This window comes from Sphingobium indicum BiD32 (assembly GCF_000382885.1).
In the GTDB taxonomy this organism is placed as follows: domain Bacteria; phylum Pseudomonadota; class Alphaproteobacteria; order Sphingomonadales; family Sphingomonadaceae; genus Sphingobium; species Sphingobium japonicum_C.
The window spans coordinates 1-20,389 of sequence record NZ_CAVK010000071.1 but is presented as its reverse complement, the minus strand read 5'-3'; the positions used below and the strand labels follow the sequence as shown (position 1 = coordinate 20,389).

Below are 20,389 nucleotides of genomic sequence, written 5' to 3'. Positions count from 1 at the left end.
CGTCTGGCCTGCGGCCATCCACCTCCCCTTACAGGGGAGGATTTATGAAACCCAGTCCGCTCACAGCGCATTGGCCTCCCGCAAAGGGTTGCAGCGGGCAACGCAATGCGTAGGGTGGCGTGCATGATCTTCCGCCTGTTCGGCCGACTGGCCCCCCTCGCCCTCATCATCACCCTGCCGCTGCCCGGCCATGCGCGCGAACCGGTATCGACCAACGCCACCGTCTCCGCCGCCGATCCGCGCGCGGCCGCCGCGGGGCAAGAGATATTGCGCAAGGGCGGCAGCGCCACGGACGCGGCGATCGCGATGATGCTGACGCTGAACGTGGTCGAACCGCATAATAGCGGCATTGGCGGCGGCGGCTTCCTGATGCACCATGACGGGCAGAGCGGGGTGCTGGAATCGATCGACGGCCGCGAAGCTGCGCCCGCCGCCGCCCGGCCCGATCGCTTCATGGGGCCAGATGGCCAGCCGCTATCGTTCCGCAACGCCTGGCCGGGTGGCTATTCGGTCGGTGTGCCGGGCAATCTGCGCCTGGCGTGGGACGCGCATAAAAAATGGGGCAAGCTGCCCTGGGCCGACCTGTTCCAGCCCGCCATCCGCGCGGCAGAAGAGGGGTTTGAGGTGCGCCAGCGGCTCGATACGGCGATGAAGGCGGTGGCAGGCGTCTGGGCCGACTTCCCCGAAATTCAAAAATATTTCTGGATCGACGGCAAGCCCGCCCCCATGGGCACGATGCTGAAAAACCCGCCACTCGCCGCCCTGTTCAAGCGGATCGCGGCAGAAGGCCCGGACGCCTTCTATACCGGGGAAAATGCCCGGCTGATGGCGCAGGCGGTCACCAATGCGCCTAAAAATCCGGTGCCGATGACGGAGGCGGACATTGCCGCCTATCAGACCAAACCGCGCAAGCCGGTCTGCGGAAAATATCGCGTCTATACCGTGTGCGGCATGGGTCCGGCATCGGCGGGCGGCGTCACCGTGCTCCAGATATTGGGCATGGTCGAACGCTTCCCGCTCGGCGCATGGGGCAAGGATGACCCGCGATCCTGGCATGTCATCGGCGAAGCGATGCAACTGGCCTATGCCGACCGAGCCACCTGGATCGGCGATCCCGATTTCGTCGCCGTGCCGGTGAGCGGCCTGATCGACCCCGCCTATCTCAAGCAGCGCTCCGCCAGCATCCGCCTCAACAAGGCGCTGAACGACTATCAGCCCGGCACCCCGCCCGGCGCGAAGCCCCGCACCGCGTCGCTGCCCCAGCCCGAAAGCGGCACCAGCCATTTCGTCGCGATCGACCGCGACGGCGACATTGCCGCCTGGACATCGACGATCGAAAGCTTCTTCGGCAGCCAGTTGATCGCCAACGGCGTGATCCTCAACAATGAACTGACCGATTTCAGCTTCACCCCCGAAAAGAACGGCGCGCCGGTCGCCAATGCGGTGGGACCGGGCAAGCGGCCCCTCTCCTCCATGTCGCCCACCATCGTCTATGATGCCAAGGGGATGCCGATCTTCACCGTCGGCGCGGCGGGCGGCAAGACCATCATCATGCAGGTGGCCAAGGCGCTGATCGCCCATTTCGACTGGGGCCTGTCGGCGCAGGATTCGATCGCGATGGGCCTCATCTTCTTCAACGGCGACGGGCTGGTGCTGGAACAGGGCACCGGGCTGGAGGCGATGCAGGCACCGCTCGAAAAGCTGGGCCACCGCGTCACCGTCTCGCGTCTCGGCCTCAAGGCCAATGCCGCCGAACGCGCCGCCGACGGTCACTGGATCGGTGCCGCCGACCCGCGCAGCCCCGGCGTATCGTTTCAGGAATGAAACCCGTCATGCCGGACTTGATCCGGCATCCACGTTCGTCAGGATGAGGATGGTTTCAAATCCAGCCCCGCGACATTGAACGCGAACGGCGCGGTCTGTTCCTTCGGCCCGGTGACCAGATTGACCGATACCGTCTGCGCCTTGGCAATCGCCTCATAGGCATTTTGCGACGGCATGATCTCGATCCCGTCCTTCGCGTCCGTCATCCGCCCCTTCCAGCGCAGCGGCCGGCCGCCATCGGCAATCGCGGTCACCGCGCAATCGGACAAGTCGCACTGGAACGGCGCGCCGACCAGCTTCACGGTCACACTTTTCTCGCCATTGTCCATTGGCTGGACCAGCAGGACCGCAAACGTATCGGCCGCCGTCATCGTCGGCACGGCATTGGCGCTGCCGATATAGGCGAGTTTGGGCTTGCCGCCCGACCCGGCCTCATATTTCCACGTCTGGCCGATCGTGTCCCGCTGGGTCGGCCCCTTGTCGCCGGACGAGCAGGCCGCGAGCAGCCCGACTGCGGCGATGGCGATGAGATGGCGCATGATTGAATCTCCTTGTCAGGAAACTCAACGCCGCAACCTGATCCGGGTTTCCCTATGCCCCGTAACGTGCCGCCGTATCGCGGATCAGGGCGATCATGTTTGGGATGCCCTGGGTGCGGTTGGAACTCAGCTGATTCTTGAGGTCGAACGGGGCCAGCGCCCCCTCTATGTCCGCCGATCCGATCGCGGCCGGGCTTTTGTCCTGCACGGTGAGCAGCACCAGCGCGATGATCCCCTTGGTGATCGCGGCATTGCTGTCGGCCAGAAAGTGCAGCCGTCCGTCCTCCAGCACCGTCGGATAAACCCACACCGCCGCCGAACAGCCACGCACCAGCGTCGCATCGCTCTTGAGCGCATCGGGCATGGGTTCCAATGCCCGGCCCAGGTCGATCAGCAGGCGATAGCGATCGTCCGCGTCGAGAAATTCATATTCTTCGTGAATGTCGGCAAGGGCGCGCTGATCGGTCATGGCCGCCCATATAGGGGGATTTGATCGCTTCGGAACCCCTCAATCCGTTCGCCCTGAGCCTGTCGAAGGGCCGTCCTTCTGCTGAAGTAGGGCTGGGCTTCGACAATCCCGGATCAAGTCCAGCACCGAACGGGAAAAGTATAGTTTTACAGATCCACGCCTGCGGCGATCGCTTCCAGCTTGCGGATACGTTCTTTGAGGTCCGCAACCTCGATCCGCGCGGCGGCCGATGGCGGCGCGCTCTCTTCGCTGCGACGGCCCAGTTCCGCGCGCTTCAGCTCCAGCCAGCCGGTCCAGCCGCGCAACGCTGCGACCGTCACGATGGAGAGGCCAGCCAGACCGGCCAGCGCGATGGTCAGATAGAGAGTGGGGTCCTGCATGATAGTCTCCCTGCCCAATGGGCCGCGCTCAATCGCGGTCCCGCAATTTCTCGAATTCGCGCTCCAGCGCGCTGCTGCCATCTGTGGCGAGGCGCTCCAGCACGGCGACGCGGTCTTTCAGCGCCTTCAATTCGGCGCGCAGCCGATCGGCTTCCGGGTCTGGACCGCGGGCGACAAATTCTTCGCCCTTGTCGCGGCGCACGACGCCATATTTGGCGCGGACGATGCTGGCGATGGCGGTGATCGCGACGATGGCGACAACCATTTCAAACGGTCCCATGATATTCCTCCCTTTGCTGCGCGCTCAGTTGGCCGGGCCGCGCAGCCGTTCGATTTCGCGATTGAGCTGGTGGCTTTCGTCGGTGACGATCCGCTCGACCACGGCGAGGCGATCCTTCATCGACCCGACCTCGGCCCGCAGCTGGGCATTTTCCTGGCTCAGCAGCTTGATCCGCTCGACCATTTCCTCATTCTTCTGCGGATAGACCGCCTGGCCCCATGCGCCGTCCAGCGGATAGCCATTCTTGACCCGCAGCCAGGTCGTGAACACCCAGCCGATGATCGCCAGCGACCCGACGGCAAAGATGACCGGCGCGAAATCTGCGAATGGAAACATGTCTCTTCTCCCTTGCCCGTTGCGCCTTAGCGCAGCGCCTCGATTTCACGCGCAGTGCGGGTGGCAGGATCGGTAGCGATCCTCTCCAGCACGGCGATGCGTTCTTCCAGGCGGCTGATGCGGCCCACCAGCTTTTCGTTTTCACCCGACAGCAGGTCGATTTTTCGACCAGCGTCGCCATCCGTTCGATCAACGGTGCCGGTCCATTCATTTTCCACCGGATAACCGTGACGGGCACGGACCCAGGTGGTGAACATCCAGCCCAAAGTCGACATGGCGATGATCGCCAGGACGAAAGTAGGTCCACCGAAATTCATGGATTTAACTCCCTGTTATTCTGCCCCGGACCTGCTCAGCGCAGGCTGTCGATTTCGTCTGCCAGGCGCGTGTTGCGGCTGGTATAATAGATTTCGATGTCAGCCAGGCGGCGGTCGATGTCGCGGAATTTGGACCGGACGTCGCGGGTGGAGCGGGTCGGGTTGGTCCGCACACCCTGCCAGAATTTCTCGTCGTCCCGGTCCGAATAGAGCCCCTTGGGCTTGTCATCGGCAAAATAGACGGCAGCGAAATAGGCGATCAGCGTCCAGGGGAATGCCCCCATCAGCGTGATCAGCACCGCGCCGACGCGGACCCAGACGACGTCGATCCCGCTATAGTCGGCGATGCCTGCGCACACGCCCGACCATTTGCCATTGGCCTTGTTGAGGTAGAATTTGGTGCGGCGGGCAGTCATCTCAGTTCCTCCGGTCAAAGCTGTAATCGTCATCGCTCAGGTCGGCATCGGGTGCCGGGCGGCGCGGACGGAAATCGGGGTTGTCGGCGGCGACGATCCGTTCGACCGTCACCAGCCTTTCTTCCAGACGACGGGCGAGAAGATGGAGTTCATCCAGCAGCTTCTCATCCTCGTCGGTGATCTTGGGCGCCTGCTTCCATTTGGTGACATAGTGGAAGATCAGCCAGGGCATGCCGATGAACAACATGCCGCAGATCATGATGGGCAGAAATATGTCCTCCATGATATCAGGCTCCCTTATTCATGCTGGCCTTGAGCGCCGCCAGATCCGCATCCACCTTGTCGGCGGACTTCAGCTCGGCAATCTCTTCCTCCAGCGTCTTGGGCGTGCCGCCCAGCGCCATGGCGTCAGCGCGACCTTCGGCCATATCGACCCGGCTTTCGAGCATGTCGAAGCGCGCAAACGCCTCGTTCACCTTCTCACCGGCATAGGCTTCGCGCACCCGCAGGCGGTTTTCCGCGCTCTGCATCCGGGTGACCAGGCTGTTCTGGCGGGCACGGGCCTCGCGCAGCTTGCCCTGCAGCTTGGAGATATCCTCTTCGGCGGCTTTCAGCGCCTCGTCGAGCGTCTCGATCTCGTGGCTCAGATGCTCGGCCATGTCGGTCGCCTTCTGGCGCTCGACCAGCGCCGCCTTGGCCAGATCCTCGCGGTCCTTGGACAAAGCCAGCTGCGCCTTCTCGGTCCAGCTGTCCTGCAGGGCGGTCAGCTTGGCGATGTGGCGGCGCATTTCCTTCTGGTCGGCGATGGTGCGGGCGGCGGACGCGCGCACCTCGACCAAAGTTTCCTCCATTTCGAGGATGATCATGCGGATCATCTTCGCCGGGTCTTCCGCCTTGTCGAGCAAGTCGGTGACATTGGCGGCGATGATGTCGCGGGTGCGGGAGAAAATACCCATCTGAACTTCACTCCTGATTATATTCTTGGGGGGCGGCGACCTTATGCCAGATAGCGCAGGGCCATGGGGGTCGTCTGACTGGCGAGCATCGGGGCTTCGCTGGCGCGGGCCGGGCCGACCGCTGACAGGATCAGGGTCGATCCGAACAGCAGGGCAGCAATGGCGACCGACATCAGTTGGCCGATTTCGCGAACGCTGTTGTTGTTCTTTTCCATAACGTAACTCCCTGAACCTTGGCCTTCGTGACGTTCCGCTGTTTATGTGCGGATTGCCTGTAGCTTTGCAGGGGCCGTGCCAATTTTGAAAAAGCGCAGATTTGCGCCATTTTTCTGGATCTTTCCAAGCCCATGCCAGAATAACTCTTGCCGAAAGGTGGGAAATTTCACCATAAGTTGGGGCATGGACAAAAATACCCAATTTGTCGGGCAATCCTTCGCCTTTCTCGACGCGGTTGAGCTGGCCGGACGCGCGGCCGAACTCAACCGCCCGGTGCTGGTGATCGGGGAGCGCGGGACCGGCAAGGAACTGATCGCCGCGCGGCTCCATCACCTCTCCCCGCGCTGGGGGGAACCGCTGATCATCATGAACTGCGCGGCCCTGCCCGAAACCCTCATAGAGGCGGAACTGTTCGGCCATGAACAGGGCGCCTTCACCGGCGCCAACCGCGCCCGGCCCGGCCGTTTCGAGGAGGCCGACGGCGGCACCCTATTCCTGGACGAATTGGGCACGCTGTCGATGGCAGCGCAGGAGCGGCTGCTGCGCGTAGTCGAATATGGCGAAGTCACCCGGATCGGCGCGTCGAAGCCGCTCAAGGTGGACGTGCGGATCGTCGCGGCGACCAATGACGACCTGCCCGCCGCCGCCGAAGCTGGGCGCTTCCGCCCCGATTTGCTCGATCGCCTGAGTTTCGAGGTGATCACCCTGCCCCCGCTGCGCGCGCGGGAGGGCGATGTTTCGGTGCTGGCGGACCATTTCGGGCGGCGCATGGCGGCCGAACTCAACTGGCCGCAATGGCCCGGTTTTTCCGCCGTCTGCGCCGCGCAGCTGGAAGCGCATGGCTGGCCCGGCAATGTCCGCGAATTGCGCAATGTGGTGGAGCGCGCCGTCTATCGCTGGGACGAGCCGGGCAAGCCGATCGACCGCCTGACCTTCGACCCCTTCGCGTCGCCCTGGAAACCCAGGCCGATGATGCCGGCCGCCGCCGCGCCATGCGATGGCCCGCCCACCCCGGCGCCCACGCCCACGCCAGCCATCGAAACGATCAGCGACCTCAAGGCCGCCGTGGATGCCCACGAATCCGCCATCATCCGCGCCGCGCTCGATCGCCACCGCTACAACCAGCGCGCCACCGCCAAGGGGCTGGGCCTCACCTATGACCAGCTACGCCATTGCATGAAGAAACATGGGCTGAGCGCGGGGTAGTGCGCATAATGAACGCGAAATTTCGTGCTACACTAATTCTTGCGTCCTTAATTTTTTGTGCTACAATAAATTCTGCCTGACCAGCACGCAAACTTGGTCCTTGAGGGAAAGGGAAAGATGATGATCAAGCGCACACATGATCCGGCTTACGGTGGGGGTTCCAAACATGAAAATCGAGTACGATCCGGCCAAGCGTCAGCGCACATTTGAGGAACGAGGACTGGATTTTGAATCGATTGTCGCGGTGTTCGATCAGTTTCACCTGATCCGAACCGACGATCGGAAGGATTATGGCGAGGTCCGTCACATCATGCTCGGCCTGTTGAATGACAAGCCTGTTATATGTGTCTGGACCCAAAGAGATGACGCCATCCGCGTTATCTCCATGAGGATAGCAGATGACGAAGAACGCGAAATCTACTGGCGAGAGCTGGATCGATCCCGATGATGCGCCCAAGCTGGATCAAGCCTGGGCCGATGGCGCAGATGCCTATGTCGGCAAGACGCTGGTGCGTCGGGGACGGCCCAGGCTGGAGCAGACCAAACAGCATGTATCGCTGCGGCTGGACCCGGACGTGATCGCCAGCTTCAAGGCGGGCGGGCCGGGATGGCAGGCTCGGATCAATGAAGCCCTGCGCAAGGCAGCGCGCCTGTAGCGCCGCCTTGCGCAGGCTCCCTCACCGCGTCGGCACAGGCTCCGCGCCCGAATAGTCGTAGAAGCCCCGCCCGGTCTTGCGGCCGTACCAGCCCGCTTCGACATATTTGACCAGCAGCGGCGCGGGGCGGTACTTCGGGTCGCCCGTAGTGCTGAGAAACACGTTGAGGATTTCCAGCGCCGTATCCAGCCCCACGAAATCCAGCAGCGTCAGCGGACCCATCGGGTGATTGAGGCCCAGCTTGCAGCCCATGTCGATATCGACCACGCTGCCTACGCCCTCGCCCAGCACGAACACCGCCTCGTTCAGCATCGGCATCAGGATGCGGTTGACGACAAAGCCGGGCGCATCGAACGCCTGCACCACCGTCTTGCCGATCCGACCCGCAAAGCCCTCGACCGCAGCGACCGTCTCAGGCGTGGTGGCCAGGCCGCGAATAACCTCGACCAGCACCATTACCGGCACGGGGTTGAAGAAATGGACGCCGACAAAGCGGCCCGCATCGGGCGCTGCCTGCGCCAGACGGGTAATGGGAATGGACGATGTGTTGGTGGCCAGAATCGCGTCGGGCGCCAGCAGCGAGCCGACATTGGCGAAGATCGCGCGCTTGACCTCCTCCCGCTCGGTCGCCGCCTCTATCACCAGCTGCGCACCCGCCAGCGGCGCGATCTCACCGACCGGCGTGATCCGCGCAATCGCCTCGTCGGCGTCGATCTGGGCGATCTTGCCCTTCTCCACGCCCCGCGCCAGCAGCCGGATGATGCCGTCGCGGCCCTTTTGCGCGCGCGGCAGATCGACGTCCGACAGGATGACGTCATAGCCCGCCTGCGCGGCGACCTGGGCAATGCCCGCGCCCATCTGCCCCGCGCCGATCACGCCCACTGTCTGAATATCCGTCATCCTGGCCTTCTCCCACATGCTGACTCGTTTCCCGCTTCCTAGCGATCACGCCGTCCGGCGACCAGAGGGGCGTCATGCGAAAAAGCACAGGCGACAAAATGCGCCTCCTGCGCGAGAAACCGACGTTTCCGCCTTTGCCTGAACGGTGCGCCATGGTTAAAAGCCGCTCATGTCCGTTTCAGACCAGATGCCCATGCCGGCGACCGGACGCTTTGTCGCTGCCGTGCATCATTTCCCGCTGCGCATCTATTTTGAGGATACCGACCTGTCGGGGCTGGTCTATCACGCCAATTATCTGCGCTATATGGAGCGCGCCCGGTCCGACATGCTGCGTGCTGCGGGCATCGACCAGCGCGCCGCGCATGACAGCGGCGCCGGCGTCTATGCCGTCACTGACCTCCAGATCCGCTACCGCCGCCCCGCCCGCCTGGACGATGACCTGATGGTCGTCAGCCGCGTGGTGCATGTCGGCGCGGCAAGCTGCGCCATTCATCAATCAGTCATGCGCGCCGACGAACAGTTGACCGACGCTACCATATCGGTCGCCTGGCTGACGCCGCAGGGTCGCCCGCAACGGCAACCCAAAGCCTGGACCGACATTTTCAGCCGCCTTTGCCAAGGGGAAGATTTCCACCCATGACCCTCAACCTGCCAGACGTCGCCGCGGTGGCCGACGCCGCGACCATTTCCCCGCTTGCCCTGTTTCTTCAGGCCGACATCGTCGTGAAGGGCGTGATGATCGGGCTGCTGCTCGCCAGCATCTGGACCTGGGCGATCATCATCGGCTTTTCCGTCACCCTGCGCCGCGCCAGCAAGCACAGCAAAAGCTTCGAGCAGGATTTCTGGAAGGCCGAGGATATCGACCGTTTCTACGAAGCGCGCGGCAAGGCGGATCAGCCTGCTGCCAAGGTGATGGCCGCTGGCGTCACCGAATGGCGCCGATCCACCGCCCAGAAGGTGATCGACCGCGACGGCACGCGCGACCGGCTGGCCACGTCCATGTCCAGCACGATCGCGGCGGAAATCGACCGTCTGTCCGACCGGCTCAACATATTGGCCACGGTCGGGTCGGTCGCGCCCTTCGTCGGCCTGTTCGGCACGGTCTGGGGCATCATGCGCGCCTTCACCGCGATCGCGGCGGAACAGAATAGCTCGCTCGCCGTCGTCGCGCCCGGCATTGCCGAAGCGCTGTTCGCGACCGCGATCGGCCTGTTTGCCGCCATTCCGGCGGTCATCGCCTATAACCGCTTCAGCCACGGCATCAACCGCATGGAATCGCGCCTGACCCGCTTTGCCGACGGCTTTTACGCGACCCTCAGCCGGGAACTGGAGGCGCAGCGATGATGCGCTCCCCCCCAACGCAGGGGAGCGCCCGCTAATGGCCATGTCCGGTCCTCCTTCCAGCCGTCGTGGCCGTGGCCGTGCGCCGATGGCCGACATCAACGTCACGCCTTTGGTCGACGTCATGCTGGTGCTGCTGATCATCTTCATGGTCACAGCGCCCCTGCTGGTGACCGGCGTGCCCGTCAACCTGCCCGAAACCCGCGCCAAGGGGCTGGATCAGGACGCCAAGCCGACCGTGGTATCGATCGACCGCGACGGCGCCACCTATGTCGATGAAGATGCGGTGGCCGACGCCGACCTGCCCGGTCGCCTGGCGGAGATCGTTGCCGCCAATGCGGGCAAGGCCGATGCCCCGCAAATCTTCCTGCGCGCCGACAAGGGGCTGGACTATGGCCGGGTGATGCGGGTGATGGCCGAACTCAACCGCGCGGGCCTGAACAAGGTCTCGCTGGTCTCCTCGCCCGACGATACGGCGGAATAGGCAGACTATGGAGCGCGCGGAGAAAATCGGCCTTGGCGTCGCGACAGCGGGGCATGTCCTGCTGTTCGGGCTGCTGTCGGCTGGCTTTTTGGCTACCCCCAACCCGTTGAAGCTCAAGACCCCACCGATGGAAGTGTCCATGGTGGATGAGGTCGCGCTGCAATCGACAGCACCGAAACTCTCGGCAGAACCACCCCCGCCCAGCGTCGCGCCCGAACAGGGACCGACGCAGGACGCTGCCCCCGCGCCGAAGCCGGAACCCGCGCCCGAACCGGTGCCGGTCCCGCCCAAGCCGCAGCCCAAGCCGACGCCGCCCAAGCCGGTCGCAAAGCCCGCGCCGGCAAAGCCCAAGCCTGCGCCGCCAAAAAAGGAAGTGGCCAAGGTCGCGCCAAAGCCCAAGCCCGCCCCGGAAAAACCCGCGCCCAAGGCCAAGCCTGCGCCCGACAAGCCCAAGGCCGCTGCCACGCCGTCCAAACCGGCGGCCAAGGCATCGGCCAAGCCCGCGACCAAGGCGCCCGCCCGCGCATCGGGTCAGGGCAAGGCGGACAAGCCCAAAGGCTCGCTGCTCGGCAATGACTTCCTGAAAGGAATCGACACCAGCGCTGACGCCCCGCGCAAGCCGCCTGCGCCAGCGCCCGCCGCCGCCATGGGTCCGGCGCAGAAATCGGCGCTCGACGCCGAACTGCGCCGCCAGTTGAAGCCCCATTGGCGTCCGCCTTCGGGCGCGGATGCGGACCGGCTCGTCACCCTGCTCGAAGTACGGCTCGACAAGAGCGGCGCGGTGATCGGCACGCCGGAGGTGATCGACCAGTTGGGCGTCACCGCCAGCAACCGTCCACAGGCCAAACTCCATGCCGAACGGGCGATCCAGGCGGTCAAGCTTGCCTCCCCCTTCCGCAACATGCCGCCCGAATTTTACGACCAATGGAAATGGCTCCGGCCACTCCGCTTTGACGCGAGGCTGAACCGATGAAACCCTCTCTTTTGCGCCGCTTGAGCATGGCGACCGCCGCGCTGCTTGCCTTTACCGCCCTGCCTGCGCTGGCCCAGTTGTCGGTCGATGTGACCGGCGAGATTGACAGCAATGTCAAGGTCGCCGTCCCCCCCATGCCCGCACAGCAGGACGTCGCCACCCCGGCGGGGTCCGCCACCGAACTGGGGCGCAAGATCGCCGAAGTCATCGCCACCGACCTCAAAGGCTCCGGCCTGTTCGACCCGTCCGGTCCCGCTGGCCTGCCGCAAATCCCCTTCGCCGAAGTCACCTTTCCGCAATTCGACAAATGGGGTGCCTATCAGGCACTGGTGCAGGGCTTCGTCCGCACCACCGGGGGAGAGGCCGACATCACCGTCGGTTGCTATCTCTATGACGTGGCGCTGAAGCAGGAACTCACCCGCCAGGGCTATGTCGTCGCCCCGCGCGACTGGCGGCGGGCCGCGCATAAATGCGCCGACGCCATCTATGCGCGCCTGTCGGGCGAAAGCCCCTTCTTCGACAGCCGCATCGCCTATATCGCCGAAAGCGGTCCCAAGGGCGCACGGGTCAAGCGCCTCGCCATCATGGACAGCGACGGCGCGAACCATCGCTTCATCACCAATGGCCAGTCGATGGCGCTCACCCCGCGCTTCTCGCCCGACTATAAATCCATCCTCTATGTCAGCTATCTGGGCAGCCGAGTGCGCCTCTATATCTATGATATCGGCGCGGGCCAGCAGCGGCTGGTGACCGAAAGCAACAACCCGACCTTCGCCCCGCGCTGGTCGCCCGATGGACGCAACATCCTCTTTTCGATGGCGATCGCGGGCAATACCGACATTTATCGCGTCCCAGCCGGTGGCGGCACCCCGGTGCGCCTCACCACATCGCCGGGCATTGACGTAGGCGGCAGCTATTCGCCCGACGGCAGCCAGATCGTGTTTGAAAGCGACCGGTCGGGTGGCCAGCAGCTTTATATCATGAACGCCGACGGCTCCAACCAGCGCCGCATCAGCCATGGCGGCGGCCGCTATGCCACGCCCGAATGGTCGCCGCGTGGCGATCTCATCGCCTTCACCAAAATGTCGGGCGATTTCAAGATCGCGGTGATGACGCCGGGTGGCGACAATGAGCGCATATTGACCAATGGCTGGCAGGATGAACAGCCGACCTGGTCCCCCAATGGCCGGGTGCTGCAATTTTTCCGCACATCACCGGGCAAGCAGGGGTCGAGCCAGGTGTGGCAGGTCGACCTGACCGGCGTGAATGAACGCCGCATCCCCACCCCCCTGAGCGGTTCGGACCCCGCCTGGGGACCGCTGCTGCCCTGAATAGCGCAGATTTCTTGGCGTCAGGACGGAACCCAATCGTCTTGACAGCGTAACGAACTTCACGGACCCTGATGCCGTCCCTGTGGGCGGTGCCCGGATCAATCAAAGGAGACCCCGATGAAACTGTCCCGAACGCTGGTCATGGCCACCGCCATCATCGCCCTGGCCGCCTGCTCGAAAAAGCCGCCGGCCGAACTGCCCCCCGCGCCCGGCCCCGCCGCGACCGAACCGGTCGGATCGACCGGACCCAGCGGCCCGGTCAAGGGCAGCCAGGAAGATTTCGTCGCTTCGGTCTCCTCCGACCGGGTTTTCTTCGACCTCGATCAATATGATATCGACGCGGAGGATCAGGCGACGCTGCAAAGCCAGGCCGCCTGGCTGCAACAGAATCCGGCCGTGCGCGTCACGATCGAGGGTCATGCCGACGAACGCGGCACCCGCGACTATAATATCGCGCTGGGCGAGCGCCGCGCCAATGCCGCGAAAAACTATCTCGCCTCGCTCGGCATAGACTCCGGCCGCATCACCACCGTCAGCTATGGCAAGGAACGCCCGGCAGCGCTGGGATCGGACGAAGCCTCCTGGGCGCAGAATCGCCGTGCGGTGACGGTGACGATCCAATATTGATCGATTGCCAGACATGATCGAAAGGCCCGCCCGTCCCCGACCGGCGGGCCTTTTCATTTTGACGGCAAAGGAAACAAGCCGGTCGCTCACCACAGATTGTCGCGCGCGGTCAAATGCGTCTAGGACGGATGGCGATGCAGACGATCGACCGGAAAAAACCCCCTACCATTCGCGATGTCGCTGCCCGCGCAGGCGTGTCGGTGATGACCGCATCGCGCGCGATCAACGGCAAGGCGCTGGTCAGCGCCAAGGCGCAACGCGCGGTCGAGCAGGCGGTGGCGGAACTGGGCTTTGTGCCCAACGCCTCGGCCCGTGCGCTGGTAGGCGGGGCCGACCGGCGCATCGCCCTGCTCCATAGCAACAGCACGACAGCGGCCTATCTCGGCGAATTGCTGCTCGGCGCGCTGGGCGAAGCGTCGCTGCGCCATCTGCATCTGGTGGTCGAACAATGCGCACCCGGTGCGTCGGCGCGGGCCGTGGCCGATCAGATCGATCATGCCCGTGTCGCGGGCGTCATCCTGCCCCCGCCCCTGTGCGACTGGACAGAGCTGGCCGACCAGTTGCGCCAGCGCACCATCCCGGTCGTCGCCATCGCGCCCGACGCCGATGGCGGCGATATGCTGACGGTGGGCATAGACGACCGCCTCGCCGCGCGTGACATGACCCGCCACCTCATCGACCTGGGCCATCGCCGCATTGGCTTCATTCAGGGCAACCCCCGCCACCGCGCCAGCGCGCGGCGGCTCCAGGGTTTTCGCGACGCCCTTGCCGGTCATGGCATCGGCATCGACAATCGCTGGATCGTGCCGGGCGATTTTTCCTACCGGTCCGGGCTGGACGCGGCGCAAGCGCTGCTCAGTCTGGACGATCATCCCACCGCGATCTTCGCCTGCAATGACGACATGGCCGCCGCCGCGATCGTCGTCGCCCACCAGCGCGGCATCAGCGTTCCCGCCCGGATCAGCATCTGCGGCTTTGACGACACCCCGCTCGCCAGCGCGATCTGGCCGGCGCTGACCACCATCCGCCAGCCGATCCGCGAAATGATCCGCGAAGCGATCGGCCTGCTGGCGAACCAGTTTCTCGCGCAGGACGAAGGCACCGACCGCCCCCCATCAGCCCGCGTGAAGCTCGACTATCAACTGATCCGCCGCCAGTCCGACGGCGTACCGATGCCGTCCTGATCGCCAGCTGCAAGGATTATGATCTGTCAGACCGCCAGCCGGTTGCCATAGCCGATGATGACCGTCGCCAGGACCAGCAGGCCCACGCCGCTCCACACCATCCGGCGCACGGCGGGCGCGGCATCCTTCCACTCGCGAAAGGCAAAGCCCCAGCAGGTGCCAAAGATGATGATCGAGGCCATGTGCAGCGTCCAGCTGGAAAAGCCGAAACGGCCCATCTGGCTTTCACCCATCGTGTAGAAGAAGAACTGGAAATACCAGGCCGTCCCTGCCAGCGCGCACAGCAGGAAATTGGGCAGCAGCGCCGGGCGCGTGCCGCTTGCGTCCACAGCGCCGACCCATTGCCCCGCCGATCCATTCTTGACGATCAGCCAGCCGCACCACAATGCGTTGGTGATCAGCCCGCCGAACATGACGAGGCACAGGGTCGGCAATCCGGTCCACAGCGGCCCCGTCCCCGCCGCCGCGCTCAGCGCCTTGACCGGCTCTCCCGCCGCTAGGCCAAAGGCGAAGCAGGAGGACATGATGCCGGAAAAGATGGCGACCGCGATGCCCTTCCTGAAATCAAACTCGGCGACCACCGCCGCCTTCTGCGCCGGCGACAGCGCGGCATCCTTGCGCGCCCCCGCCATGGCGACGACGATGATGCCCAGCACAGTGACCGCCAGCCCCAGCAGCACGATCTGCCCGGACAAGGTGCCGGCAATTTCGCGCATGAATGTGCCTTGCACGATCGGCGGGATCAGCGTGCCGAACACGGTACACAGCCCCAGCACGACCGCCATCCCCAGCGACAGCCCCAGATAGCGCATCGTCAACCCATAGGTCAGCCCGCCAAAGCCCCACAGAAAGCCGAAAAACATGCACCAGCCCATAACGCTGCCGGGCACCTGGGCTATCACCCCCATCAGATCATTGGTCTGGACCGACGCGAAGAACCAGGGCGCGATGACCCAGGAAAATATCCCCCCGGTCAGCCAGAAAATCTCCCAGTTCCACCGCTTCACCCCGCGATAGGGAACATAGAAGCTGGCCGAGGCGAGACCGCCCAGCCAGTGAAACAATACGCCGAGCAACGGATTGGGGGTCATAGCTTCAGTCCCAGACGATAAAGGCGATTGGCGTTGCCGCCGAACAAGGCGTGCCGGTCCGCCTGCGGCAGATCGGCAACGATGGCGTGATAGGATTCCATGTAGCGGTCGATGCTGCCGAACAGCTTGTCGGTCGGCGTGTCGCTGGCGAACATGCAGCGCTCCACCCCGAACAGGTCGATCGTCTCGCAAATGAAGGAGGCGATATTCTCCTGGCTCCAGTCGCGGCGGATGAAGCCCATGCCCGACAGCTTGACCGCAACATGCGGCAGCGCCGCCAGCGCCGCCATGCCGCGCCGCCAGTCGCCAATCCCTTGCGGATCGGTCAGCACCGGCATCCCCATATGGTTGATGATGACCGGGATGTCGGGATGCCGCTCGATCAGCGGCACCAATCCCGGCATCTGCCCCGGATAGCATTGCAGGTCGAAGGACAGATTGTGCTTGGCCAGCAACCCATAGCCCGCCTGCCACGCCGGGTCGCGCGTCAGGTCGACCGGACCATAAGTCCGCTCGGGGCTGGGGTGCCAGTTGACGATATGGCGGATACCCTTGACGCGCGGCTGCGCCGCCTGCGCGGCCAGCAGGGCATCGACATCGGGATCATTGAGCGCCGCAAAGGCGACGATCCCGGTCGGCAACCCTTGTGTCGCGGCCAGCCCATCGAGCCATTGCGTCTCGCGCAACGCGCTGTCCGCCGCCGCCCCCGCATCGACATGCACCGCGCCCACGACATTCCAGCGGGCCAGATCCGCGCGATAATCCGCCACGCCATAATTGCGCGCGATTCCCTCGACACTGCCATTCGGCCCCTCGTCGGAAAAGGGCGGGCTGAGCCAGTCATAACGGATATGCGCCAGATCCCACAGATGGATATGCGCATCGACAAAGGGAATCATGCCCGTCCTCTCCCGCAGAAAAAAGGGGGCGCGCTGGCTCTTGCCGTCCAGTCGCGCCGCGCAACTTTGCCTAGAAGGTGGTCCGCCCGCCCGACGTGTCGAATGTCGACGCCGTGGTGAAGCTGCACTCCTCGCTCGCCATGAAACACACCATCGCGGCGGATTCGCTGACTTCGCCCAGACGGCCCATCGGGATTTTGGAACGCATATAATCGACCTGGCTCTGCGGCAGTTGCGCCAGGATCGGGCTTTCAAAGGTCGCGGGCGTCAGCGCATTGGCGATCACGCCCTTGCCCGCCAATTCCTTGCCCAGCGATTTGGTGAGGCCGATCACCCCTGCCTTGCTCGCGGAGTAAGCCGACGCATTGGGATTGCCCTCCTTGCCCGCGACCGAGGCAAGATTGACAATCCGCCCATAGCCATTGTCCAGCATGAACGGCACCACCGCCCGGTTGCAGTAGAACAGGCCGTTCAGGTTGATGTCGATGACCCGCTGCCAGCTGTCGAGCGGATAATCCCACACTGTCGCGGTCGCGCCGGTGATCCCGGCCGAGCAAACCAGCACGTCGATCTTGCCCAGCGCATCGGCACTGGCCTTGGCCGCCGCTTCCACCGCCGCCTGATCGGACACGTCCAGCGCGACCACGGCCGTGGCACCAATCTCATCCTTGGCAGCGGCCAATGCGTCGGGGTTCACGTCCCACAGCACCACCTTGCCGCCTTCCGCGACAATGCGCGCGGCGACCTGCTTGCCAAGCCCCGATGCGCCGCCAGTAATGACCGCGCAGCGCCCCGCATAGCGTCCAGACCAGACACTCATCCCAGCACCTCGTCACCCAGATCGCGCCACGCCACGACATTCTGCGTCTGGGTGCCCAGCTTGGCGATACCCAGTTCCATCACGTCGCCAGCTTTCAGGTAAATCGCCGTCGGCTTCTTGCCCTCGCCCACGCCCGGCGGGGTGCCGGTGATCATCAGGTCGCCCGGATAGAGGGTGATATATTCGCTGACATAGGAAATCAGCTGCGCGACATTGAAGATCATCGTGCGCGTGTTGCCGGTCTGCATCCGCGCGCCATTGACGTCCAGATACATGTCCAGATCCTGGGGATCGCCCACTTCGTCCGGCGTCACCAGCCAGGGGCCGGTCGGGCAGAATGTGTCATGCCCCTTGCCCTTGCTCCACTGGGTGCCGCGCTGCTTCTGGTTGAAGCGTTCGGACACGTCGTTGACCAGGGTATAGCCCGCAACCTTCGACAGCGCCTCCTCTTCCGATACAAAGCGGCAGGTTTCGCCGATGATGACCCCCAGTTCGACTTCCCAGTCACCATGGGTCGCGCCCTTGGGCAGCATCACCTCGTCATCGGGACCATTGAGCGACGACAGCGCCTTCATGAACATCATCGGCTCGGACGGGATCGGCAGGTTGGATTCGATCGCATGGTCCTCATAATTCAGGCCAATGGCAACAATCTTGCCCACGCCCTTCAACGGTACGCCATAGCGCGGCGTCCCCTCGACGATCGGCAGTAACGCCACATCGGCAGCCTTGGCAGCGGCCAGCGTCTCGATCGTCAGTTCGGCGATCACGCCCGACAGGTCGCGGATATTACCCTCGGCATCAACGATACCGGGCTTTTCCTGGCCACGCGGGCCAAAACGGCAGAATTTCATGGGATCAGTCTCTCTCTGGCAATCAATGACTATAGGGGCGATGCATCGCGATATCGCGGTTCAGCTCGACGCCGAAGCCGGGCGCATCGAGCGCGCTGGCTTTCAGCCGTCCATTTTCGGGCACCGGCTCGCCGATCAGCTGCGGATGGAACATCGGCACCACCTCGGTCGGTCCCGGATGCATCATCAGGAATTCGGCGAAGGGCGAATTGTGGCGGGTGATGACGAAATGATAGCTATAGACCGATGATCCATGCGGCACGACCATCTTGCCATGGGCATCGGCCAGCGCGCTGATCTTGAGCAATTCGGTGACGCCGCCGCACCAGCCGACATCGGGCTGGATAATGTCGCAACAGTCCATTTCCAGCAACATGCGAAAGCCCCAGCGGGTCGCCTCATGCTCGCCGGTGGTCACCAGCATCCCCTTGGGGACGTTGCGCTTTAGCTGCTGGTAGCCCCAATAATCGTCCGGGCTGATCGCTTCCTCGATCCATTTGAGGCCAAGCTCATGGGCGGCAATCGCCAGCCGCGTGGCATAGTCCACGTCCAGCGCCATCCAGCAATCCCACATCAGCCAGAAATCGGGACCGCATTTCGCGCGCATGTCGGCCAATTCGGCGATGTTCTTCTGGAGGCCTTCCACGCCCTCGGCCGGGCCATGATGCAGCGGCATCTTGCCACCGATAAAGCCCAGTTCCTTGGCGACGTCAGGCCGCGCGCCTGTCGCGTAGAATTGCAGTTCGTCGCGCACCGCGCCGCCCAGCATGTGATAGACCGGCTCCTGCCGCAACTTGCCCAGCAAATCCCACAACGCCAGGTCGACCCCGGAAATCGCATTCACGACCAGACCCTTGCGCCCATAATATTGGGTCGAAAAATACATCTGGTCCCAGATTTTCTCATAATCGGTGGGGGAGCGCCCTTCCAGGAACCGCGCCAGATGCTTCTCGACGATGAACGCCGCGGGTTCGCCGCCGGTCGTCACCGCAAAGCCGATCGTGCCGTCCTCCGCCTCGATCTCCACCACCAGCGTGCCCAGCACATTGATGCCGAAACTCTGCCGCGACTGGCGATATTCGGGGTAACGCGACATGGGCGTGGCAATATGATCGTCGATCCAGTGGCCTTCGCCCTGATCATGATAGTCGGCGCCGCCTCCGCGCACGGTAAAGGCCCGGACATGCTTGATTTTCGGCAATGTTTTAATCGGGGTCACGATCGGCACACACCCACTCCCTGAACGCAGCCGCCGCCCAATATGTGGGAACCAACGGCAAAAACTTTCACAATATGACCAAAACGCCGATACCGGCCGGACATCGGGGGAGGTGGGTCGATCGAAGAATCATGCCCATCCTCGCCTTCACCCTTGTTTTTCTCATTTTGTGGGATAGAGTATTAGTAGATGAGACAAAACACGTCAAATCCAGAATCGGGCGAAACGAAAATCGTTGAGGTTGAGGAAAAATCGAAGGCGGCTGGCTCGCAGACCCTGCATCGCGGGCTGGACCTGCTCGACCAGGTGATTGACGGGCCGATCAAGCTGGCTGACCTGTCGATCCGCATGGGCCTCACCCGATCGACCACCCACCGCCTCGCCAATGCGATGGTGGAACGCGGTTTCCTGACCTTCCTGCCGCGCGAAGGCTATCAGTTGGGGCCAAAACTGCTCCAACTCGGCTTCCTCGCCCAGTCTCAGGCCGACATCGTCCAGATTGCCCGCCCCCATATCGAAGCGCTTGCCGCCGCCAGCGAGGATGTCGTCCATTTGGGCCGCCTCGATGGCGATCAGGCGCTCTATCTCGACAAGATTCCCGGTCGCCGCCGCGTCGAAATCTCCAGCCGCATCGGCGATCGCCATCCCCTGACCTCGACCGGCCTTGGCAAGGCGCTGCTGCTCGATGAAGCCGAATCGCGCTGGCAGCGCGCCTTCGACGCCGAACGCGAAGCGGGCGTCCACGCCGCCGACTACAGGCTTTGGCTGGACCGGATGCGCGCCTATGCCACCGCAGGGCGCGCCTATGATCTGGAGGAAAATGAGGACCAGATACGCTGTGTCGCCGCGCCCATCCGCGACGCCTCCGGCGCGATCGTCGCCGCCATCAGCCTGTCGAGCGCCGCCCAATATATGGACGATGATCGCATGACCATGCTCAGCGACGATGTCCGCGCCACCGCCAACAGGGTCAGCGCCGATCTCGGCTGGACCCCCGGCCTCAAACCCCGCCGCCCCGTGCGACGGTAAAGTGATGAAGGACGCCCCAAAAATTCCTCCCCTGCAAGGGGA

28 protein-coding genes are annotated in these 20,389 nt (G+C 63.9%); 12 read left to right on the top strand and 16 right to left on the bottom strand.

Annotation, left to right across the window (positions count from 1 at the left end; genetic code table 11):
* Nucleotides 1–123: 123 nt before the first annotated feature.
* A complete protein-coding gene (gene ggt / locus EBBID32_RS07535) occupies nucleotides 124–1,824 on the top strand; it encodes a gamma-glutamyltransferase (RefSeq protein ID WP_037489561.1) in 1,701 nt (566 codons plus the stop codon).
* Between the two features lie 38 nt (nucleotides 1,825–1,862).
* Here the strand turns inward: ggt and EBBID32_RS07530 are convergent, their stop codons facing one another.
* The 10 genes from EBBID32_RS07530 to EBBID32_RS24490 form a co-directional block, all read right to left on the bottom strand.
* Nucleotides 1,863–2,363, bottom strand: a complete 501-nt coding sequence (locus EBBID32_RS07530; protein ID WP_006953526.1) for a hypothetical protein — start codon at nucleotides 2,361–2,363, stop codon at nucleotides 1,863–1,865.
* 52 nt (nucleotides 2,364–2,415) lie between these two features.
* The gene (locus EBBID32_RS07525) at nucleotides 2,416–2,832 is read right to left on the bottom strand and encodes a SufE family protein (protein WP_006953524.1); all 417 of its coding nucleotides are present in this window, start codon (nucleotides 2,830–2,832) and stop codon (nucleotides 2,416–2,418) included.
* A gap of 146 nt (nucleotides 2,833–2,978) precedes the next feature.
* A complete protein-coding gene (locus EBBID32_RS07520; RefSeq protein ID WP_006953523.1) occupies nucleotides 2,979–3,212 on the bottom strand; it encodes a hypothetical protein in 234 nt (77 codons plus the stop codon).
* 28 nt (nucleotides 3,213–3,240) lie between these two features.
* Nucleotides 3,241–3,492, bottom strand: coding sequence for a hypothetical protein (locus EBBID32_RS07515; RefSeq protein ID WP_006953521.1), 252 nt, complete (start codon nucleotides 3,490–3,492; stop codon nucleotides 3,241–3,243).
* A 24-nt stretch (nucleotides 3,493–3,516) separates the two neighbouring features.
* Nucleotides 3,517–3,828: a hypothetical protein gene (locus EBBID32_RS07510; protein WP_006953519.1), complete on the bottom strand. Its 312-nt coding sequence runs from the start codon at nucleotides 3,826–3,828 to the stop codon at nucleotides 3,517–3,519.
* Nucleotides 3,829–3,854: 26 nt separating this feature from the next.
* Nucleotides 3,855–4,145: a hypothetical protein gene (locus tag EBBID32_RS07505; protein WP_006953516.1), complete on the bottom strand. Its 291-nt coding sequence runs from the start codon at nucleotides 4,143–4,145 to the stop codon at nucleotides 3,855–3,857.
* Nucleotides 4,146–4,180: 35 nt separating this feature from the next.
* Nucleotides 4,181–4,561, bottom strand: a complete 381-nt coding sequence (gene pspC, locus EBBID32_RS07500) for an envelope stress response membrane protein PspC (protein ID WP_006953513.1) — start codon at nucleotides 4,559–4,561, stop codon at nucleotides 4,181–4,183.
* Nucleotide 4,562: 1 nt separating this feature from the next.
* Nucleotides 4,563–4,844, bottom strand: coding sequence for an envelope stress response membrane protein PspB (gene pspB / locus EBBID32_RS07495; RefSeq protein ID WP_006953511.1), 282 nt, complete (start codon nucleotides 4,842–4,844; stop codon nucleotides 4,563–4,565).
* 4 nt (nucleotides 4,845–4,848) lie between these two features.
* Nucleotides 4,849–5,517: a phage shock protein PspA gene (pspA, locus tag EBBID32_RS07490; protein ID WP_006953509.1), complete on the bottom strand. Its 669-nt coding sequence runs from the start codon at nucleotides 5,515–5,517 to the stop codon at nucleotides 4,849–4,851.
* A gap of 41 nt (nucleotides 5,518–5,558) precedes the next feature.
* Nucleotides 5,559–5,732 (bottom strand): hypothetical protein, encoded by a 174-nt coding sequence (locus EBBID32_RS24490; protein ID WP_006953508.1) that lies wholly within the window; start codon nucleotides 5,730–5,732, stop codon nucleotides 5,559–5,561.
* A 184-nt stretch (nucleotides 5,733–5,916) separates the two neighbouring features.
* Here EBBID32_RS24490 and pspF point away from each other — a divergent pair, with 184 nt between their 5' ends.
* The 3 genes from pspF (at nucleotide 5,917) to EBBID32_RS07475 (ending at nucleotide 7,595) form a co-directional block, all read left to right on the top strand.
* A complete protein-coding gene (pspF, locus tag EBBID32_RS07485; protein ID WP_006953501.1) occupies nucleotides 5,917–6,939 on the top strand; it encodes a phage shock protein operon transcriptional activator in 1,023 nt (340 codons plus the stop codon).
* Nucleotides 6,940–7,075: 136 nt separating this feature from the next.
* A complete protein-coding gene (locus tag EBBID32_RS23490) occupies nucleotides 7,076–7,387 on the top strand; it encodes a BrnT family toxin (RefSeq protein ID WP_231382136.1) in 312 nt (103 codons plus the stop codon).
* Nucleotides 7,338–7,595, top strand: a complete 258-nt coding sequence (locus tag EBBID32_RS07475; protein ID WP_006953497.1) for a BrnA antitoxin family protein — start codon at nucleotides 7,338–7,340, stop codon at nucleotides 7,593–7,595. The genes EBBID32_RS23490 and EBBID32_RS07475 overlap by 50 nt, the downstream gene beginning before the upstream one ends.
* A gap of 21 nt (nucleotides 7,596–7,616) precedes the next feature.
* Here EBBID32_RS07475 and EBBID32_RS07470 read toward each other — a convergent pair whose 3' ends face one another.
* Nucleotides 7,617–8,495 carry a 3-hydroxyacyl-CoA dehydrogenase NAD-binding domain-containing protein gene (locus EBBID32_RS07470; protein ID WP_037489553.1) on the bottom strand — a complete coding sequence of 293 codons (879 nt, stop codon included), beginning with the start codon at nucleotides 8,493–8,495 and terminating at the stop codon, nucleotides 7,617–7,619.
* Nucleotides 8,496–8,664: 169 nt separating this feature from the next.
* On the opposite strand from EBBID32_RS07470, the gene EBBID32_RS07465 reads away from it, so the two are divergent.
* The 7 genes from EBBID32_RS07465 to EBBID32_RS07435 all read left to right on the top strand — a co-directional run bounded on the left by EBBID32_RS07465 (nucleotide 8,665) and on the right by EBBID32_RS07435 (nucleotide 14,435).
* Complete coding sequence (locus tag EBBID32_RS07465) at nucleotides 8,665–9,135, top strand: YbgC/FadM family acyl-CoA thioesterase (RefSeq protein WP_006953492.1); 471 nt, start codon at nucleotides 8,665–8,667, stop codon at nucleotides 9,133–9,135.
* The gene (gene tolQ / locus EBBID32_RS07460) at nucleotides 9,132–9,839 is read left to right on the top strand and encodes a protein TolQ (protein ID WP_006953490.1); all 708 of its coding nucleotides are present in this window, start codon (nucleotides 9,132–9,134) and stop codon (nucleotides 9,837–9,839) included. The genes EBBID32_RS07465 and tolQ overlap by 4 nt, the downstream gene beginning before the upstream one ends.
* A 34-nt stretch (nucleotides 9,840–9,873) precedes the next feature.
* On the top strand, nucleotides 9,874–10,320 hold the full coding sequence (gene tolR / locus EBBID32_RS07455) for a protein TolR (RefSeq protein ID WP_006953487.1): 447 nt from the start codon (nucleotides 9,874–9,876) through the stop codon (nucleotides 10,318–10,320).
* Between the two features lie 7 nt (nucleotides 10,321–10,327).
* Nucleotides 10,328–11,293, top strand: coding sequence for a hypothetical protein (locus EBBID32_RS07450; protein WP_006953484.1), 966 nt, complete (start codon nucleotides 10,328–10,330; stop codon nucleotides 11,291–11,293).
* On the top strand, nucleotides 11,290–12,624 hold the full coding sequence (gene tolB, locus EBBID32_RS07445; protein WP_006953483.1) for a Tol-Pal system beta propeller repeat protein TolB: 1,335 nt from the start codon (nucleotides 11,290–11,292) through the stop codon (nucleotides 12,622–12,624). Before EBBID32_RS07450 ends, tolB begins: the two co-directional genes overlap by 4 nt.
* A gap of 117 nt (nucleotides 12,625–12,741) precedes the next feature.
* The gene (pal, locus tag EBBID32_RS07440) at nucleotides 12,742–13,251 is read left to right on the top strand and encodes a peptidoglycan-associated lipoprotein Pal (protein ID WP_006953473.1); all 510 of its coding nucleotides are present in this window, start codon (nucleotides 12,742–12,744) and stop codon (nucleotides 13,249–13,251) included.
* A gap of 134 nt (nucleotides 13,252–13,385) precedes the next feature.
* Nucleotides 13,386–14,435, top strand: a complete 1,050-nt coding sequence (locus EBBID32_RS07435; protein WP_037489564.1) for a LacI family DNA-binding transcriptional regulator — start codon at nucleotides 13,386–13,388, stop codon at nucleotides 14,433–14,435.
* Nucleotides 14,436–14,461: 26 nt separating this feature from the next.
* Here the strand turns inward: EBBID32_RS07435 and rhaT are convergent, their stop codons facing one another.
* The 5 genes from rhaT to rhmD all read right to left on the bottom strand — a co-directional run bounded on the left by rhaT (nucleotide 14,462) and on the right by rhmD (nucleotide 19,327).
* Entirely contained in the window at nucleotides 14,462–15,526 is a 1,065-nt protein-coding gene (gene rhaT / locus EBBID32_RS07430) for an L-rhamnose/proton symporter RhaT (RefSeq protein ID WP_006953471.1), read from the bottom strand.
* Nucleotides 15,523–16,425 carry an amidohydrolase family protein gene (locus EBBID32_RS07425; protein WP_006953470.1) on the bottom strand — a complete coding sequence of 301 codons (903 nt, stop codon included), beginning with the start codon at nucleotides 16,423–16,425 and terminating at the stop codon, nucleotides 15,523–15,525. The genes rhaT and EBBID32_RS07425 overlap by 4 nt, the downstream gene beginning before the upstream one ends.
* A 70-nt stretch (nucleotides 16,426–16,495) precedes the next feature.
* Nucleotides 16,496–17,245 (bottom strand): SDR family NAD(P)-dependent oxidoreductase, encoded by a 750-nt coding sequence (locus tag EBBID32_RS07420; RefSeq protein WP_006953469.1) that lies wholly within the window; start codon nucleotides 17,243–17,245, stop codon nucleotides 16,496–16,498.
* Nucleotides 17,242–18,099, bottom strand: coding sequence for a fumarylacetoacetate hydrolase family protein (locus tag EBBID32_RS07415; protein WP_006953468.1), 858 nt, complete (start codon nucleotides 18,097–18,099; stop codon nucleotides 17,242–17,244). The genes EBBID32_RS07420 and EBBID32_RS07415 overlap by 4 nt, the downstream gene beginning before the upstream one ends.
* Before the next feature lie 22 nt (nucleotides 18,100–18,121).
* Complete coding sequence (gene rhmD, locus EBBID32_RS07410; RefSeq protein WP_006953467.1) at nucleotides 18,122–19,327, bottom strand: L-rhamnonate dehydratase; 1,206 nt, start codon at nucleotides 19,325–19,327, stop codon at nucleotides 18,122–18,124.
* A gap of 180 nt (nucleotides 19,328–19,507) precedes the next feature.
* On the opposite strand from rhmD, the gene EBBID32_RS07405 reads away from it, so the two are divergent.
* Nucleotides 19,508–20,347 carry an IclR family transcriptional regulator gene (locus EBBID32_RS07405; RefSeq protein WP_006953466.1) on the top strand — a complete coding sequence of 280 codons (840 nt, stop codon included), beginning with the start codon at nucleotides 19,508–19,510 and terminating at the stop codon, nucleotides 20,345–20,347.
* Nucleotides 20,348–20,389 lie beyond the last annotated feature (42 nt).